This is a genomic window from Thioalkalivibrio thiocyanodenitrificans ARhD 1, assembly GCF_000378965.1.
Classification (GTDB): Bacteria; Pseudomonadota; Gammaproteobacteria; order Ectothiorhodospirales; family Ectothiorhodospiraceae; genus Thioalkalivibrio_A; species Thioalkalivibrio_A thiocyanodenitrificans.
Map to the genome: position 1 here is coordinate 1,235,566 of NZ_KB900536.1, position 14,790 is coordinate 1,250,355.

The 14,790-nt window shown below is 66.4% G+C and carries 14 protein-coding genes; 3 read left to right on the plus strand and 11 right to left on the minus strand.

Annotation, left to right across the window (positions count from 1 at the left end; genetic code table 11):
* Positions 1-5: 5 nt before the first annotated feature.
* Entirely contained in the window at positions 6-1,175 is a 1,170-nt protein-coding gene (locus tag THITHI_RS0105775) for an efflux RND transporter periplasmic adaptor subunit (RefSeq protein ID WP_018232133.1), read from the minus strand.
* A 492-nt stretch (positions 1,176-1,667) separates the two neighbouring features.
* On the opposite strand from THITHI_RS0105775, the gene THITHI_RS0105780 reads away from it, so the two are divergent.
* Positions 1,668-2,618 carry a LysR family transcriptional regulator gene (locus THITHI_RS0105780; protein WP_018232134.1) on the plus strand — a complete coding sequence of 317 codons (951 nt, stop codon included), beginning with the start codon at positions 1,668-1,670 and terminating at the stop codon, positions 2,616-2,618.
* Positions 2,619-2,682: 64 nt separating this feature from the next.
* Here THITHI_RS0105780 and THITHI_RS0105785 read toward each other — a convergent pair whose 3' ends face one another.
* The 3 genes from THITHI_RS0105785 to THITHI_RS0105795 form a co-directional block, all read right to left on the minus strand.
* Positions 2,683-3,978: an RNA polymerase sigma factor gene (locus tag THITHI_RS0105785; RefSeq protein ID WP_018232135.1), complete on the minus strand. Its 1,296-nt coding sequence runs from the start codon at positions 3,976-3,978 to the stop codon at positions 2,683-2,685.
* Between the two features lie 22 nt (positions 3,979-4,000).
* Positions 4,001-4,354, minus strand: a complete 354-nt coding sequence (locus THITHI_RS0105790; RefSeq protein ID WP_026186095.1) for a YciI family protein — start codon at positions 4,352-4,354, stop codon at positions 4,001-4,003.
* 221 nt (positions 4,355-4,575) lie between these two features.
* The gene (locus THITHI_RS0105795) at positions 4,576-4,989 is read right to left on the minus strand and encodes a VOC family protein (RefSeq protein WP_018232137.1); all 414 of its coding nucleotides are present in this window, start codon (positions 4,987-4,989) and stop codon (positions 4,576-4,578) included.
* 274 nt (positions 4,990-5,263) lie between these two features.
* Here THITHI_RS0105795 and cuyB point away from each other — a divergent pair, with 274 nt between their 5' ends.
* Both cuyB and THITHI_RS0105805 read left to right on the plus strand, forming a co-directional pair.
* Positions 5,264-5,962: a cysteate racemase gene (gene cuyB, locus THITHI_RS0105800; protein ID WP_018232138.1), complete on the plus strand. Its 699-nt coding sequence runs from the start codon at positions 5,264-5,266 to the stop codon at positions 5,960-5,962.
* A gap of 168 nt (positions 5,963-6,130) precedes the next feature.
* Positions 6,131-6,655: a zinc ribbon-containing protein gene (locus tag THITHI_RS0105805; protein ID WP_018232139.1), complete on the plus strand. Its 525-nt coding sequence runs from the start codon at positions 6,131-6,133 to the stop codon at positions 6,653-6,655.
* 203 nt (positions 6,656-6,858) lie between these two features.
* On the opposite strand, the gene THITHI_RS0105810 is transcribed toward THITHI_RS0105805, so the two are convergent.
* The 7 genes from THITHI_RS0105810 to THITHI_RS0105840 form a co-directional block, all read right to left on the minus strand.
* Positions 6,859-7,992, minus strand: coding sequence for a hypothetical protein (locus THITHI_RS0105810; RefSeq protein ID WP_018232140.1), 1,134 nt, complete (start codon positions 7,990-7,992; stop codon positions 6,859-6,861).
* Positions 7,993-8,167: 175 nt separating this feature from the next.
* Entirely contained in the window at positions 8,168-9,433 is a 1,266-nt protein-coding gene (locus THITHI_RS0105815; protein ID WP_026186096.1) for a vWA domain-containing protein, read from the minus strand.
* 20 nt (positions 9,434-9,453) lie between these two features.
* A complete protein-coding gene (locus tag THITHI_RS0105820) occupies positions 9,454-10,500 on the minus strand; it encodes an AAA family ATPase (protein WP_018232142.1) in 1,047 nt (348 codons plus the stop codon).
* A 208-nt stretch (positions 10,501-10,708) separates the two neighbouring features.
* Positions 10,709-12,244, minus strand: a complete 1,536-nt coding sequence (lnt, locus tag THITHI_RS0105825) for an apolipoprotein N-acyltransferase (protein ID WP_018232143.1) — start codon at positions 12,242-12,244, stop codon at positions 10,709-10,711.
* A gap of 113 nt (positions 12,245-12,357) precedes the next feature.
* Complete coding sequence (locus THITHI_RS0105830; RefSeq protein ID WP_018232144.1) at positions 12,358-13,221, minus strand: HlyC/CorC family transporter; 864 nt, start codon at positions 13,219-13,221, stop codon at positions 12,358-12,360.
* A 112-nt stretch (positions 13,222-13,333) separates the two neighbouring features.
* Positions 13,334-13,780 carry an rRNA maturation RNase YbeY gene (ybeY, locus tag THITHI_RS0105835; RefSeq protein ID WP_018232145.1) on the minus strand — a complete coding sequence of 149 codons (447 nt, stop codon included), beginning with the start codon at positions 13,778-13,780 and terminating at the stop codon, positions 13,334-13,336.
* A 10-nt stretch (positions 13,781-13,790) separates the two neighbouring features.
* Positions 13,791-14,789: a PhoH family protein gene (locus tag THITHI_RS0105840; protein ID WP_018232146.1), complete on the minus strand. Its 999-nt coding sequence runs from the start codon at positions 14,787-14,789 to the stop codon at positions 13,791-13,793.
* Position 14,790 lies beyond the last annotated feature (1 nt).

Here is a 14,790-nt window from a genome sequence, read left to right on the forward strand (position 1 = left end):
CACCTTCACTGTTGCGCCTGCGCATCCGGCGCGATCGCCGGCGGATCGCCCATGGCGATCACCTGCGCCTGCACCGGCATGCCCGGGAAGAAGACCCGCTGCACACCGTGCACCAGAACCCGGTCGCCGGGCTCGAGCCCGGATTCCACCACGCGCAGCCCCTCCACCATCCGCCCGATGCGCACATCCCGGCGTAGTGCGCGGCTGTCCTCACCCAGCACATACACATACTTGCGGTCCTGGTCGGTGAGGATCGCCTTGTCGTCCACCAGCAGGGCATGGAACGTGCCGCTGCCGGGCAGCCGCACCCGTGCGAACAGGCCCGGCGTGAACACACCCTCGTGGTTGGAGAGCAGTGCCCGGCCGCGGATCGTTCCGGTGTTCGGATCCAGGTGGTTGTCCATGAAATCCAGCACCCCCTCGTGGGGGAAATCACGGTCACCGGCCAGCGCCACGTGCACGGGATGCGCGCCGTTCGATCGCTCCCCGTTGCGTTCCATGGCCTGGTAGCGCAGGTAGGCGCGCTCGTCGCCGTCGAAGTACACATGCACCGGGTCCAGCGAAACGATGGTGGTCAATCGTGTGACGTCCGCCTGCGCCAGATTGCCGGCGGTGATCCGTGCGCGCCCCGCCCGTCCGGAAATAGGAGCACGCACCTCCGTAAATTCCAGGTCGAGTGCGGCCGTATCCAGCGCGGCACGCGCGGCACGCACGTTGGCCTCGGCCTGGCGGGCCGCTGCCTGGCGCTGATCATGCTCCTCGGCCGAGATCGCCCGGGATTCGGCGAGCCTGCCGGCACGGGCCAGTTCGCTGCGCGCGAGCGCCGCCTGAGCCTCGGCACGGGCCAGTTCCGCGCGCGCCTGTTCAAAAGCGGCCCGATAGGGCCGCTGGTCGATGGTGAACAGGACATCGCCCTTCTCCACCACGCCACCTTCCTCGTAATCGACCCGTTCGATGTAGCCGCTCACACGGGGGCGCAGGTCCACGGCCTCGGCGGCCTCGATGCGTCCGGTGAACTCGTCCCAGTGGACCACATCGCGAAGCAGCACCTCGGCGACACTCACCGCGGGTGGCGGTGGCGTGCTGTCCGGTTGGGCGGCACTCTCGCAGCCCGGAAGCATGCCAACCAGAGCCGCCGTTGCGACGGCCACGAATCCGTTCCTGATCCTCATCATGTTGCCTCCGCCGCCCCGCACGGGCGACACGCTTTTTGCCAAGTCGAATGGTATGGACGTGGCTGTGCTGTGCCCGGCCACCCTTCGCGATTCATAAAGACACACCACATGAACGGCTTTCCTGTCGTTCCAGCGAGGCGTGCAGACTACGGCGCGCGACGCTTCGCGACTAGCCGGCAATTGCGGGAATCTCTGTTCCATCTGTGGCACAATCACTCGCTTATCACAGGAGTGGGGCAGTGTCCGCCGCGTCCGTGTCCGTGCCTGTTTTCCCGCGGCCCCAGGACCGCCTCCATGCCGGCCCGTCCCGAGCGATCGCGAAGCATGCACCGCCGGGGAGCGGCACGTAAGTGTCGAAATGGACACAAACGGGACGATCCCGCCATTGCGGTCACAATTCGGGCAATGGCGACCCGGCCGAATGACTTTCCCGGGAAAACCGGTATCGGTTGTGGCACAATTCCCAGTCGTCCGACGCGGGCGGAAATCGACATGCAGCGGGATCTGAACGAAACGCTGGTCTTCGTGAAAGTGGTGCAGCACGGCAGCATCACCGCCGCCGCACGCGCCCTCGATCTGCCCAAGACCACCGTCAGCCGAAAACTGCGCACCCTGGAAGACCGCCTCGGTGCACGGCTTCTCAATCGCACCACCCGCAGTCTCGCGCTCACCGAGGCGGGCACCGTCTACTTCGAGCACAGCCGGAAGATCGCGGCGGAACTGGAAGAGGCCGAAAGCGCGGTCCACCAGCTCGAGGGCGACCCGCGCGGCTGGTTGAGCGTGACGGCCCCCTACTCCCTGGGCACCGGCCTCCTGGCACCGATCCTCCATGAGTTCCGCGCGCGTTACCCGGACGTGCACGTCGAGATCGTCCTGAGCAACGACATTCTCGACCTTGTCTCCGAAGGGATCGACGTCGCACTCCGTATCGGTGACCTCCCGGACTCGACACTGGTCGCGCGACGGCTGGTCACCTGGCCGACCCAGGTGTTCGCCACCGGGGGCTATCTCGAGCGCTTCGGTGAGCCCCTGGTGCCCGAGGACCTGCTGGACCATCAGGCACTGGCCCTTCCCACCCACCGCAACAGCCACGGCTTCCGCTGGCGACTCGATGACGGCACCGGGGAGAAGGACTTCGAGGTGAAACCGGTGGTCGTCGCGAACGATCCGGAGATGCTGCTGCCGCTGCTGGCAGCCGATCAGGGCCTGATGCTGGTCAGCGAGATGATGGTCAACTGCTACCTTCGGGGCGCGAGCGTGCGTCCCGTCCTCGATTCATGGCGCGGCCCAGAGGTGAGCCTGAGCGCCGTCTACGTGGGCGGCCGGGTGCTGTCACCCCGGGTGCGCGCATTCGTGGATTTCGTCGCCGAACAGATGCACCTGCGGTGCATGTCCGTGGCATGTACCGCATTGGGCACGGATTGTGATGCCCCCGCGGCCTGAGCCGCGCAACAGGCGAAACTGAAACCGGGAACACCGCAGCGCGGGGACGCGAGGCGATCCTGATTCAGGACCCGTCGCCATGGGCACGCGTGTTGTCCTGGCGAACACAGGCCGCAGCACGCCGCAGCAGGAGCTTGCGCTCCGGGGCATTTCGAGTCAGCGCCGCGGCACGCTCGAACTCCACGCGCGCCTCGGCAAATCGGCCCAGTCTATCCAGCAGGTCACCGCGCACCCCGGGAAGCAGGTGGTAGCGCTTCAGGGAAGGCTCATCCACCAGGGCGTCGACCAGTTCGAGTCCGGATGCCGGGCCAAAGGCCATCGACACCGCGACCGCCCGATTCAGTTCCACGACCGGGGATGGCATGAGCTGGACGAGGGCATCGTACAATGCCGCGATCCGCCCCCAGTCCGTCTCCCCGGCGGTGCGTGCCTGCGCGTGGCAGGCCGCAATGGCCGCCTGCAATGCGTATGGCCCCATGGCGCCGCCAAGCGCTTTGGCCCGTTCCAGCGCAGCGAGCCCGCGACCGATCAGGAGCCGGTCCCAGAGACTGCGATCCTGGTCGAGCAGCAGTACGGGGTCGCCCGACGCGTCAACCCGCGCGCGCAGGCGCGATGCCTGGATCTCCATCAGTGCCACGAGTCCGTGCACTTCCGGCTCGCGCGGCGCAAGCTCGGCCAGGATGCGCCCGAGCCGCAGCGCCTCCTCGCACAAGGCCGGGCGCACCCAGTCATCGCCGGAAGTGGCGGAGTAACCCTCATTGAAGATCAGGTAGATCACTTCCAGCACCGACGCCAGCCGGGCGGCGAGTTCGGGCCCGCGCGGCACCTCGAAGGGCACATGGGCCGCACTCAGGCTGCGCTTGGCGCGAACGATGCGTTGCGCCACGGTGGGCTCCGGAACGAGGAAGGCGCGCGCGATCTCGTCGGTGCTCAACCCGCCCAGCAGCTTGAGCGTGAGCGCGACGCGCGCATCGGTCGAGAGCACCGGGTGACAGGCCGTAAAGATCAGGCGCAACAGATCGTCACCGACCGGATCGTCCAGCGCGGCATCCGCTTCCTCCGGGTCCGGCGCGTGGGCAAGCGCCAGTTCGTGACCGATCTGCTCGTGCTTGATGGCCAGCCGCCTGTTGCGGCGAAAATGATCGATTGCGCGATACTTCGCCGCGGCCATGAGCCAGGCGCCCGGGTGATCCGGGATGCCCGATTTCGGCCAGTTCTCGAGCGCGGCAACGAGTGCATCCTGCGCCAGTTCCTCGGCAAGGCCCACGTCGCCGGTCATCCGCGCGAGTCCGGCGATCAGCCGCGCGGATTCCATGCGCCAGGCGGCCTCGACAGTGCGGTGGACGTCCGGCCCGGTCATCGCGGCCGGACGGCCTGTCCGCTCAGGTGAAGCATGGTCCCAGCTCGCGGACTTCGACGGTGGCCCACTCGGCTGCCGGGCACTGGGCGGCGATCTCCAGCGCCAGATCCCTGTCATCGCAATCCAGCAGGAAGAAGCCGCCGACTATCTCCTTGGCCTCGGCGAACGGCCCGTCGATGTGCGTGCGCTTGCCGTCGCGCACCTGCACGCGCACGCCGTCGGCATCCGAGCGCAGTGACTGGGCGTTGAGCAGCAGGCCACGCTCCTTGAGCGAGTCGGCGAAGCGCAGCATGATGTCATAGAGCTCGCGGCCCTCCTGCTCGCTGCGCGAGGCGCGCTGGCCCACCGGTTCCACAATCAGCAGCATGTATGGCATGACGATCCTCGCTGTTCGGTCCGCGCCGGCCTGTGCGTGGCGGGACATGCAGGCCGATGGCGGACAATGACGCTGCCCAGGCGCCAGGACCGGGTTTCCCGCAGATCCATTCTAGTCCGCCCCCCGCCCGGCTTGAAGCGCGTACTCCCCGGAGACTGCGTCGAATGCGACGTCCGTCCGCAAATCGAGGCTCCGGCAATCAATGCCCCGTCACCTTGAGTTCACGGCGAGACATTGATCATCCAGGCGACGCCGAAGCGGTCGGTCAGCATGCCGAAGCGTGGCGACCAGAAGGTTCTGTCGAGCGGCATCTGCACTTCTCCGCCATCGGCCAGTGCCGCGAACATCCGGTCCGCCGTGGACGCGTCCGGCACGCTGATCGACAGCGAGAAACCGCCGAACGCCCGCGGATGCGGGCTGCAATCATCGGAGGCCATGATCACCGCATCACCGATGCGCAGGCTCGCATGCATGATCCTGTCGTCCATCCCGGGCGGGATCATGCCGGGAGGCGGGGGTTCGGGATTCTCCCGGTAGCGCATGAGCATGTCCACGTGCGCGCCGAGGGCACGCCTGTAGAACTCGACGGCTTCCTCGCACCGGCCGTCGAAGAACAGATAGGGCTGAATTTCCATGGGTTCCTCCCGTTGGCAGGCCGGCGTTCGGGCCGGCGGCGTTTGCGGCCCGGCATCCGCACGTACGGGGCTTCAACCGGGTCAAGCTCTGTCCGTACGTCGAACGGGCAGGGGAAGAATCGACATCCGGCGGGAAACCGGTCCGGCAAGCGGCCCGAGGCACCCAACCCCGTCCGCCGGCATGTGGGCCTGACCGGGATCATGTGTATTCTAGTGTCGTGTCCCGTAAACCACCGGCAGGCCTGCCGGCCGGGAGTTGCAGACGGAGGTACCTGTGAGCGGCAAGATCGTGGGAATCATGGGGGGCATGGGCCCGGAGGCCACCGTGGACCTGATGGCGAGGGTCATCAGGGGCACACCGGCCGAAGATGACATCGACCATATCCGCATGGTTGTCGACAACAACCCCAAGGTGCCCTCACGCATCAGGGCCCTGCTCGACGGCGGAGGCGAGAGTCCGGTCCACTGTCTGCAGGACATGGCCCGACGGCTGGCCGCCTGGGGCGTGGACTTTCTGGCCATGCCCTGCAACACCGCCCACTATTTCCACAAGGAGATCCAGGACGCCGTGTCCATTCCGGTTCTGGACATGATCAGCCTGGCCGTGGCGAGGGCCGCTGACAGCAATCCCAACGTTGAGTCCGTGGGCCTGCTCGCTTCCACCGCGACGGTCAATCTCGACATCTACGGACCGGCGGCCGCCCAAAGGGGTCTGGCACTCCTGACTCCGACACCCGCTGTTCAGGCCGACCTGATGGCCGCCATTCGGCGGATCAAGACAGGCAGGTACGGCGAAGAAACGGTAGCGGCGCTGCAAGACGCCGCGGAAACCCTGGTACAGGGGGGTGCCGGTGCCCTGCTGGTCGCATGCACGGAGTTGTCCGTCCTCTCGCACCGCATCCGGGCCGGCTGCCCCGTACTGGACTCCGCCCAGATCCTGGCCGAGGCCATCGTCAGGGAAGCCAACCGGTGACTGGCGGAGATGATGACAGGATGGCGCACCTGGGGCGCGCAATCACAGGCCATTCAGCCTGATCCCGCTCAACCCTTCGCCCGAATCCCGTGGCGATCGGCTGCCGGACTTGATAGCCTCCACCTTAGCGATATCCGCCGCCCGGCACCCACGCTTGGAGGAGTCCCCATGAGCGAACAGAAGCAGGAAGAGAACACCAAGGACCGCCTTGCCCACGCCTATGACCGCATGCTGGAGCGTGTGCGCCACACGCTGGACACGGCCGAAAAGAGGGTGGCACCGACCCTGGAGCATGCCCTGAAGGACGCGCGGGAACGGGCGGTGGAACTGGGCGAGATTACGCGCGAGGAAGCGGACAAGGTGGCGGATTACGTGCGGCAGGACCTGCACGACATGGCGGAGTATCTCAACGAGACCAGCAGGGACTACCGCGAGTGGTTCCGCATGGACCTCCAGCTCATCGAGGCGAAGATCATGGACATGCTGGGGTCGATTGCCGACCGTACGCGCGTGGAGATCGCGGAGATCGCGGCCCGGGCCGCGGTGCGGGAACGGCATACCGGCGAGATCGCCGGTCCGGGGGTGCTGGCATGCACCGGCTGCGGTGAGGAACTGCACTTCAAGACCAGCGGGCACATCCCACCCTGCCCCAAGTGCCGGAACACCACCTTCCGGCGTATTCGGGGGGAGTGAAAGGCGAACCGTTGCCGGAAAAAACTACGTAGGTTGGGGTGAGCGGAGCGAACCCCAACGGCCGTGGCGAGACCGATGGCCAATGTTGGGGTTCGCTCCGCTTACCCCAACCTACGGCCGTTCTTGAATTCTGGACAGCTTTTCTCGGCGTGCTTTGCGCCTTTGCGAGAGAAATACTTTCTTCGTCAGCTTCGTGGCTCGGATTACCGGCCGCGCAGACGACGCAGATGGGGCGTCAACGGCACGGTGACCGGCTCGATGCTGCTGCGCAGCGCGGGCCCCACGGAGTCGGATAGGCCGAAGATGGGGGCGATGAGTTGCTCGCCCACGCAGGCCAGCACCCGCAGGCTCTCCACCAGGGAGAGATCCTGTTCCGGCAAGCGGGCCTTGAGCGTCGCAAGTTCGCGGCACAGGCGGGGGTCGTTCAGGCAGTCCTCCGGCTGGGCGCAGTCCTCCAGCAGGGGGGCCATATCCCGGTAGCGTGCCTCGGGGGGCCTGATGGGGGCGAAGTAGTCCTCGATGGCCTCAAAGAGCTGGATCACAACCCCCTGATCGGCGCAACGCCGGAACACCCCGTCTACCGTCTCCAGCCAGGCCTGCCCGCGGGGGCTCAGGAGGCGTGCCAGCAGGCCTGCATGTTCGTTCCCCTCCGCTGCCAGTTCCCCGAGCAGCCCCTCCAGGTCCGCGAAGCGGGGATGCGGCGCTTCTTCCAGGGGCAGGTCGTTCGGCAGGGTCTTGAGAAAGCCCACCCGGTACGCCGGCTTGCGTTGGCCCCGGGCCCAGAGCTGCTTGCGGGCGGCCTCGTCGATGAGCCCGGGTTGCAGGACCAGGCGTACGGATTCCACCATCTTCTGGGTGTCTTCTTCATACGGCAGGAATTCCACCAGGAAGTCCGCCAGCACCCGCCCCATCTCCCCCCTCGCCACCCGCTCGCGGGCCAGCATGGCCCGGGCGTGTTCCGGGGACTGGTCCACCCACCACGCATGGCGGGCGATCTCGTCGGTCAGCCCCTCCGCGTGCACCACGGCGGCCACCGCCTCGGGCTCACCGAGACGCAGCAGTTTGCCCAGACTGTCGGTGCGCGCGTGCCCCATGCGGGTCCAGCGGTGCATGAAGCGGGGGTAGCCATGGGGGGAACCCAGCACGTGGTTGGAGATCAGCTCGCGCACCTGGCGCAGGTACTTCTCATCCGGGCAGTTGGGATGGAGCTGCACCTTGGCCTCGCCCTTCCGGGTCAGTGCGACGACCTGCAGCTTGCCCTCGTCGATGCGCAACGCCCGCAACTCCTGGTTGAGGAGCACGTTCAGGCGCAGGCTGTCTTCCGGGCTCAGGTTCATCTCATGAACCCTGCCAGTGGCGGGTAAGTGGCAAGTCTCAAGTGGTAAGTCTCAAGTGGCAAGAGCCCCAACCCCCGCCCGCAAGCGGGGCAGGCAGCACACCCGGTTCTTTCCCTCTCCCTCAGGGAGAGGGTGGTTTCCCTCGCCAGTTGCCACTTGAGACTTGCCACTGCGTTCAGTTTAACTGGACGCGCTGCCCCCAGGGCACCGGGCTCTTTCCCTTGACCAGCCACACCACGGGGAAATGCGGCGCTAGCGCCGGGAATTCTCCCTGGGCGTCGGTAAAATACACCAGCAGGTCCGGCTGGCGGTCCAGGGTGTCGATCCAGTCGAACACGGGTCGGAAATCGGTGCCGCCGCCGCCCTTGAAGGACTCTGGCAGGCGAAGCGCCTCCCACGGCTCGAACACCCAGGGGCCGTCCGGATTGAGCGCGTGGTCGCAGCTATGCAGCGAGACCCGGGCACGGATCTGGCCCTTGATGGCGTCCACCTCGGTGATGAAGTCGTTCATCTCCTGGTCGGACACCGAGCCGCTGGTGTCCAGCACCACCACCATGTCCAGGTTGTGGCTGCGCAGGCTGGGCAGGATGGCCGGCTCGCCTCGCCTGGACGAGGGACGGTTGTAACTGTAGTCGTCCCGGGCCTGGGCGCTCATGTAGCGGGCCAGCAGCATGCGCCACGGCAGTTGGGGCTGCAGCAGGTGGTCCACCAGGCGCGCCATGTCGCCGCTGAGCTTGCCCGCCTGCATCGCCTGCTGGGCGGCGCCGGCCAGACGCTGCCGCCACTGCACGGCCAACTCCTCGCGTTCCTGATGACTCAGGGGCGGCGGCGGCTGGCTGCCGCCCTGGTTCTCGTCGGTCTCGGTTTCCGGCCGGTCGCTCTCGTTGCGACCCTGCCCGCGATCCTGTTCCTCATCCTCGTTGCGGCTGCCGCCGTTGCCCTCGCCGGAATCCGGCGGCGGCTGTCTGCCCCTGCCGCGGCTCTGTTCCTCGGGCCGGTCGTACACATGCTGGTCCAGGGTGGATTCGTTCTCGTTATCCTGGATGAAGGGGTAGATCTCCTCGGCGGACATGCCCTCGTAGCTGCGCTCGTAAAGCATCCCCGGCGGCGGGGTGAGGCCGTCGTTGATGAGAATGGGGTTGATGGCGTAGTCGCAGGCGATGTCCCACAGGTGCTTGACCCGGTGACCGCGCCGGGCGAAGTGGCCGAGTGCGCAGTGCAGGGCCTCGTGGGCCAGCATGAACTGGGTCTCTGCGAGATTGAGCCTGTCGATGTACTCGGCGTTGTAGTAGAGCTTGCGGGCGTCCACGGCCGTGGTCCTGCACCAGTCGCCGGCGGCCTCCAGGGGCAGGCGCAGCACCAGCGCGCCCAGGAAGGGCTTGTCCAGGATCAGGCGCGTGCGCGCCGCCCCGAGCTTGGTTTCCACGTCAGGCCTGGTCACGACTGTCACTCCCCGCGACCTCAGTTCTCGTAGAGCATCAGGTCCGCCACCTCCGTGGCCCAGCGCCCGAACTCCGGCACCGAGAACAACGGTTCGCCCAGCGCCCGGTGCATGTCCATGATCATCATCACGCCCATCTCACGCTGGGGGAACACGCCGGCGTAGTTGAGGATATTGCCCCAGACCACCGGCGCCTCCTCTGCCTCCTGCGCGCGAATCGCCCGACCCACCAGGGCGGCGGCCACGGCGTACTGCAGGTCGATCTCCCGGGGCGCCGGCAGGGCCTCCCCGGCCACGATGGCATCCAGGTCCGGCAGCTCCTCCAGATGCGCCAGGAAGGCGGCCAGCTCGATGCCCGCCGCCTGGCCCACGCAGGCCTGGAGCGCGCCCGAGAGCAGCTCGGGTTGCCCCTCGAACTTCTGCAGGGCCCGGTGGGCAAACTCCCAGGAACGGGGCGAAGGAAAGGCGACGGGGTTGTGGGCCGGATCGAAGTCGAACAGCAGGTCGGGGCGAAACCGGATGAAGGCGATGATGCGATCATCGATACCCGCGCCGTAGGCCCAGGCCGCCCAGTCGTCCACGTTCAGATCGACCTCGAAGTGCGAGAAGCGGTTGGCCAGCGGCGCGGGCATGGTGTAGGTCACACCCCGGTCTCCCTGGCGGTTGCCGGCGGCGAAGATGGCCCAGCCCGGCGGCACCTGGTAGTTGCCCAGGCGCCGGTCGAGGATCAGCTGGTAGGCGGCAGCCGAGACACTCGGGGGCGCCGAGGTGATCTCGTCCAGGAACAGGATGCCCTCCGGGCCCTGGCGCTCGGCGTCGGGCAGCATGGCGGGGATCGCCCATTCCACCAGGTCGCCGTGCTTGAAAGGGATGCCGCGCAGGTCCGAGGGCTCCATCTGGGAGAGCCGGATATCGATCAGCGGCACACCGTGCTTCGCCGCCACCTGGGTGATCATCTGGGACTTGCCCACCCCCGGCGGGCCCCACAGCATTACGGGGGTGTGGTGCCCCGAACGGGTACTCTCGAACTCCCGGTCCAGCACTTGCAGCAACTGCGCGGGTCGCATATCTCTCTCTCGGTTTTGCCTTCGGTTAACCTGCTGAGGTTACAGGATCGGGCCCTTGGACCGCAAAACGGAGGGTTATTCCGGGTGTGAGGGGGGGGCACCCTGACGGCTGCTCGATGCACAACCCTTCCCGCCGGCCACGCGCGCACATGCGGACCGGAGATCCGCGCGGCATGGCGCCCGCGGGCGTGCCGTACGTCAGCGGTCATCATCCCCGCGTTCTCCCTGTGTCCTCCATCACTTTCGGTGGCGGCGCCCGACGGCTGAGGAGCAGCAGGCCGAAGGTGAGCAGCAGGGCGGCTCCATTACCCCACCGGCCGAAGGGCGTGAGCCCCGACCGGAGCCGGGCCTCGGCGGTGAGCACATGGGTCTCGAACTGAGGCGAAGTGGCAATCAGTTCACCGCGATGACCGATGACGGCGGAAACCCCCGTGTTGGTCGCCCGAAGCATGTCGCGGCCGGTCTCCAGCGAACGCATGCGGGCGATCTCGAGATGCTGATGGGGGGCGATGGAATCACCGAACCAGGCATCGTTGCTCACGTTGACGAGCAACTGCGCCTCGGGCAGGGCCTGGATGACCTGTCCGCCGAAGGCATCCTCGTAGCACACCGAGGTACCGACGATGATGCCGCCCACATCCAGCAGCGGACGACCGCTGCCGGGCGACAGGTCGGACATGGGTATGTCCAGGTAATCATCCAGCCACATCAGCAGGCCGCGCAGCGGCAGATACTCCCCGAAGGGCACGAGATGACGCTTGTGGTAGGCGGCGGGATGCCCGGTCACATGGACGATGCTGTTGTACATGTCCCCGGTGGCGAACCGGTACACGAAGATTCCCGTCACCAGCGCGCCGCCCGCGGCCTCCACCTCGGCGGCGATCTCCGTCATCGGCTCCTCAACCTCGTGGTAGAAGGTGGGAATGGCCGTTTCCGGCCACAGGACGATATCCGAACCCAGTGCCTGCCGGGTGAGCCCGCCATAAAGCTCCAGTGCCTCTTCCACCGCATCTGGCCCCCACTTTTCCTTCTGGTCCACGTTGCCCTGGACAAGACTCACGGTGATGGGCTCCCCGTCGACCCCGGTCCACTCGATACGGGCAAGACCGACGCCCAGCGCCCAGACGAGCGCCAGTGCCGCCAGCCCGCCGCCCAGCGTACGCAGTGACCATCGCACCACCATCCAGGCCAGCAACCCCGCCATGAGCGCCGCCGCCAGGCTGGCCCCGTACGCGCCCAGCACGGGCACATAGCCCGCCAGAGCCGTATCCACGTGGGCAGTGCCCAGCAGCAACCAGGGGAAGCCGGTGAGAAACCATCCGCGCCACCATTCGAACAGCACCCATGCGGCGGGGAAACACACCGCGAGCGCCAGCCCCGGCAGACGCGGCCCGAAGCGGGCCAGCAAGTAGCCCAGCAGCGCGGGATAGAGCGCCAGGAAGGCGACGAACAACGCGGTGATGAACGCCGCAAGCGGGGCGATGGCCGCGCCGAACAGGTACAGGCTGTGGTAGATCCAGTGCACCCCCGCGCCGAACATGCCCAGACCGAACAGATACCCCAGCCAGGCAGCGCGACCCGGTGTCCGGTCCCACCAAAGCAGGAACAGCAACGCCGGGGCAAGGATGCTCAAGGGGCGAAGGGCATAGGGCGCGAACGCCAGCGCAAGCAGCACACCGGCCAGCAGGGCCAGTGCATCGGACAAACGGGGACGGGCCTCGAGAATGGCGATCACCGGGTTCATCGGGTCAGTGCGGGATGAAGGCGCGGTTCAAGGTTCAACGTTCAAAGTTCAAGGGGGTGGCGGGCCACTGGTTGTCCCTTTGAACCTTGAACCTTGACCCTTGAACCTTGAGTTCACCCATCCGGCTGCTCCGTGTCCTCCCGCAGACGCATTTCCAGAAGGTGAACACGGCGGTTGTCGGCGCGCAGGACGCGCACGTGAAAGCGGTCGAAGTCCAGTTCGTCGCCGCGCTTGGGCACATGGCCGAAACGGTTGACCACCAGCCCGCCGATGGTGTCGAACTCCTCCTCGCTGTACTCCGCGGAGAAGTACTGATTGAACTCGTCGATGGGAGTGAGCGCCTTGACCGTGTAGCGGCCGCTGGGGTGACGCATGATGTGCGTGAGATAATCCTCAATGTCGTGCTCATCATCGATCTCGCCGACGATCTGTTCCAGCACATCCTCGATGGTCACGAGCCCCGCCACGCCGCCATACTCATCCACCACGATGGCCATGTGGTTGCGGCTGTTGCGGAATTCCTTGAGCAGCACGTTGAGGCGCTTGCTCTCCGGCACAAACACCGCCGGGCGCAGCACATCGCGCATGGCGAAGTCCTCCTGGGCGCCTTCGAGGAAATAGCGCAGGAGATCCTTGGCCAGAAGGACACCCAGCACCTCGTCCCGGCTGTCTCCGACGACCGGGAAACGGGAATGGGCGGAATCGGTGATGACCGGCAGGATGTCGTGCAGCGAAGCGTCGCTTTGCACCACGTCCATCTGCGGCCGGGGGACCATGATGTCACGCACCTGCATCTCCGAGACCTGGAGCACGCCCTCGAGCATCCCCAGTGAATCGGGATCCAGGATCTCCCGCTGCTGTGCATTGCGCAGCAGTTCCACCAGCTGCCCCCGGTCCCGGGGCTCGCCGGTAAAAACAAGGCTCAGGCGTTCCAGCCAGGTGCGTAAGGGAGGTTCGTTGCGGGACTGGTCGTTCATGAAGACGCTAGATACAAGACAGAGCGACGGGGCCAGACATTCGACTGGCAAAGGACCCGAACGTCCCTTCTCGCCTCTTGGATCTTGTATCTTGTCTCTTGCTCATTTGTGCTCATTCATACGGATTGTCATAACCCAGCCTGTCCAGAATCATAATCTCAAGCGCCTCCATGCGCCTGGCATCGATCTCTTCAACATGGTCATAGCCCTGCAGATGCAACATGCCGTGCACCACCATGTGCGCCCAATGGGCCTCGGGCGTCTTGCCCTGTTCGGCGGCCTCGCGGGCCACCACGGGTGCGCAGATGACCAGATCCCCCAGGTGTGCTTCGTCGATACCCGGCGGCGCCTCGAAAGGAAACGACAGCACGTTGGTGGCACCCTCCTTGTGGCGGTACGCCATGTTCATCCCGGCGCTCTCCGCCTCATCCACCAGCCGGATGACGACCGATACGTCCCGGCCCTGCGGCCGACACGCGGACGCCCAGCCCGCCAGCTTGCCGGCTTCAGGTACCCCGTCCGCCGTTGTGGCCGTCTGGATCTCCGGACGCAGGGTCATGGGGTGACACTCACTCGCCCGGTTTGTCTTCATCCGCCTCGTAGGCTTCGATAATCCGCTGCACCAGGGGGTGGCGGACCACGTCCCGGGCCGTGAAGAACGTAAAGCTCACCCCCTTTACCTCCTTGAGCACCTCGATCACATGGCGCAGGCCGGACTGGCGGTGATGGGGCAGGTCCGTCTGGGTGACATCGCCGTTGACCACCGCCGTGGAACCGAAACCGATGCGGGTGAGGAACATCTTCATCTGGTCGGTGGTGGTGTTCTGGGCCTCGTCCAGGATCACGAACGCATCGTTGAGGGTGCGTCCGCGCATGTAGGCGAGGGGCGCCACTTCGATGATATTGCGCTCCATGAGCTTGGCCACCGTGTCGAAACCCAGCATCTCGTAGAGGGCGTCATACATGGGTCGAAGATACGGGTCGATCTTCTGGGCCAGGTCGCCGGGCAGGAAACCCAGCCGCTCGCCCGCCTCCACCGCCGGGCGCACCAGCACCAGGCGCCGCACGCGATCGGTCTCCAGCGCCTCGCAGGCGGCGGCCACGGCCAGGTAGGTCTTGCCGGTCCCGGCCGGACCGATGCCGAAGTTCAGATCATGTGTGCGGATATTGCGCAGGTAGCGCATCTGATTCGCGCCCCGGCCGCGGATAATACCCCGACGCAGGTTCAGGGCCGCCTCCTCCGAACTGTCGTCTTCGGCACGCTCCAGCAGCCGGTCCACCCCGGCCTCCTGCAGGTGCAGGTGCACCCGCTGGGGCGAAAGGATCTCCCTGGCGGTAGCGCCATAGAGGTCCTTGAGCAGTTCCACGGCCGCCTGCGCGGGGCGGGCATCACCGATCACGTTGAAGTGGCTGCCGCGGCTATTGATCTCCACGCCCAGACGCTGCTCCAGCAGGCGCAGGTGCTCATCGAACTGACCACACAGGTTGGCTAGCCGCAGGTTGTCGGCCGGGTCCAGGATCACTTCCAGGGTGACGGGCAGATCAGCAGGGTCGGGGGAGGAATTCAAG

Bases quoted from the DNA above. Each gene is read 5' to 3' on its own strand.
- THITHI_RS0105775 (WP_018232133.1), bottom strand. From the start codon at position 1,175: ATGATGAGGATCAGGAACGGATTCGTGGCCGTCGCAACGGCGGCTCTG.
- THITHI_RS0105780 (WP_018232134.1), top strand. From the start codon at position 1,668: ATGCAGCGGGATCTGAACGAAACGCTGGTCTTCGTGAAAGTGGTGCAG.
- THITHI_RS0105785 (WP_018232135.1), bottom strand. From the start codon at position 3,978: ATGACCGGGCCGGACGTCCACCGCACTGTCGAGGCCGCCTGGCGCATG.
- THITHI_RS0105790 (WP_026186095.1), bottom strand. From the start codon at position 4,354: ATGCCATACATGCTGCTGATTGTGGAACCGGTGGGCCAGCGCGCCTCG.
- THITHI_RS0105795 (WP_018232137.1), bottom strand. From the start codon at position 4,989: ATGGAAATTCAGCCCTATCTGTTCTTCGACGGCCGGTGCGAGGAAGCC.
- THITHI_RS0105805 (WP_018232139.1), top strand. From the start codon at position 6,131: ATGAGCGAACAGAAGCAGGAAGAGAACACCAAGGACCGCCTTGCCCAC.
- THITHI_RS0105810 (WP_018232140.1), bottom strand. From the start codon at position 7,992: ATGAACCTGAGCCCGGAAGACAGCCTGCGCCTGAACGTGCTCCTCAAC.
- THITHI_RS0105820 (WP_018232142.1), bottom strand. From the start codon at position 10,500: ATGCGACCCGCGCAGTTGCTGCAAGTGCTGGACCGGGAGTTCGAGAGT.
- lnt (WP_018232143.1), bottom strand. From the start codon at position 12,244: ATGAACCCGGTGATCGCCATTCTCGAGGCCCGTCCCCGTTTGTCCGAT.
- THITHI_RS0105830 (WP_018232144.1), bottom strand. From the start codon at position 13,221: ATGAACGACCAGTCCCGCAACGAACCTCCCTTACGCACCTGGCTGGAA.
- ybeY (WP_018232145.1), bottom strand. From the start codon at position 13,780: ATGACCCTGCGTCCGGAGATCCAGACGGCCACAACGGCGGACGGGGTA.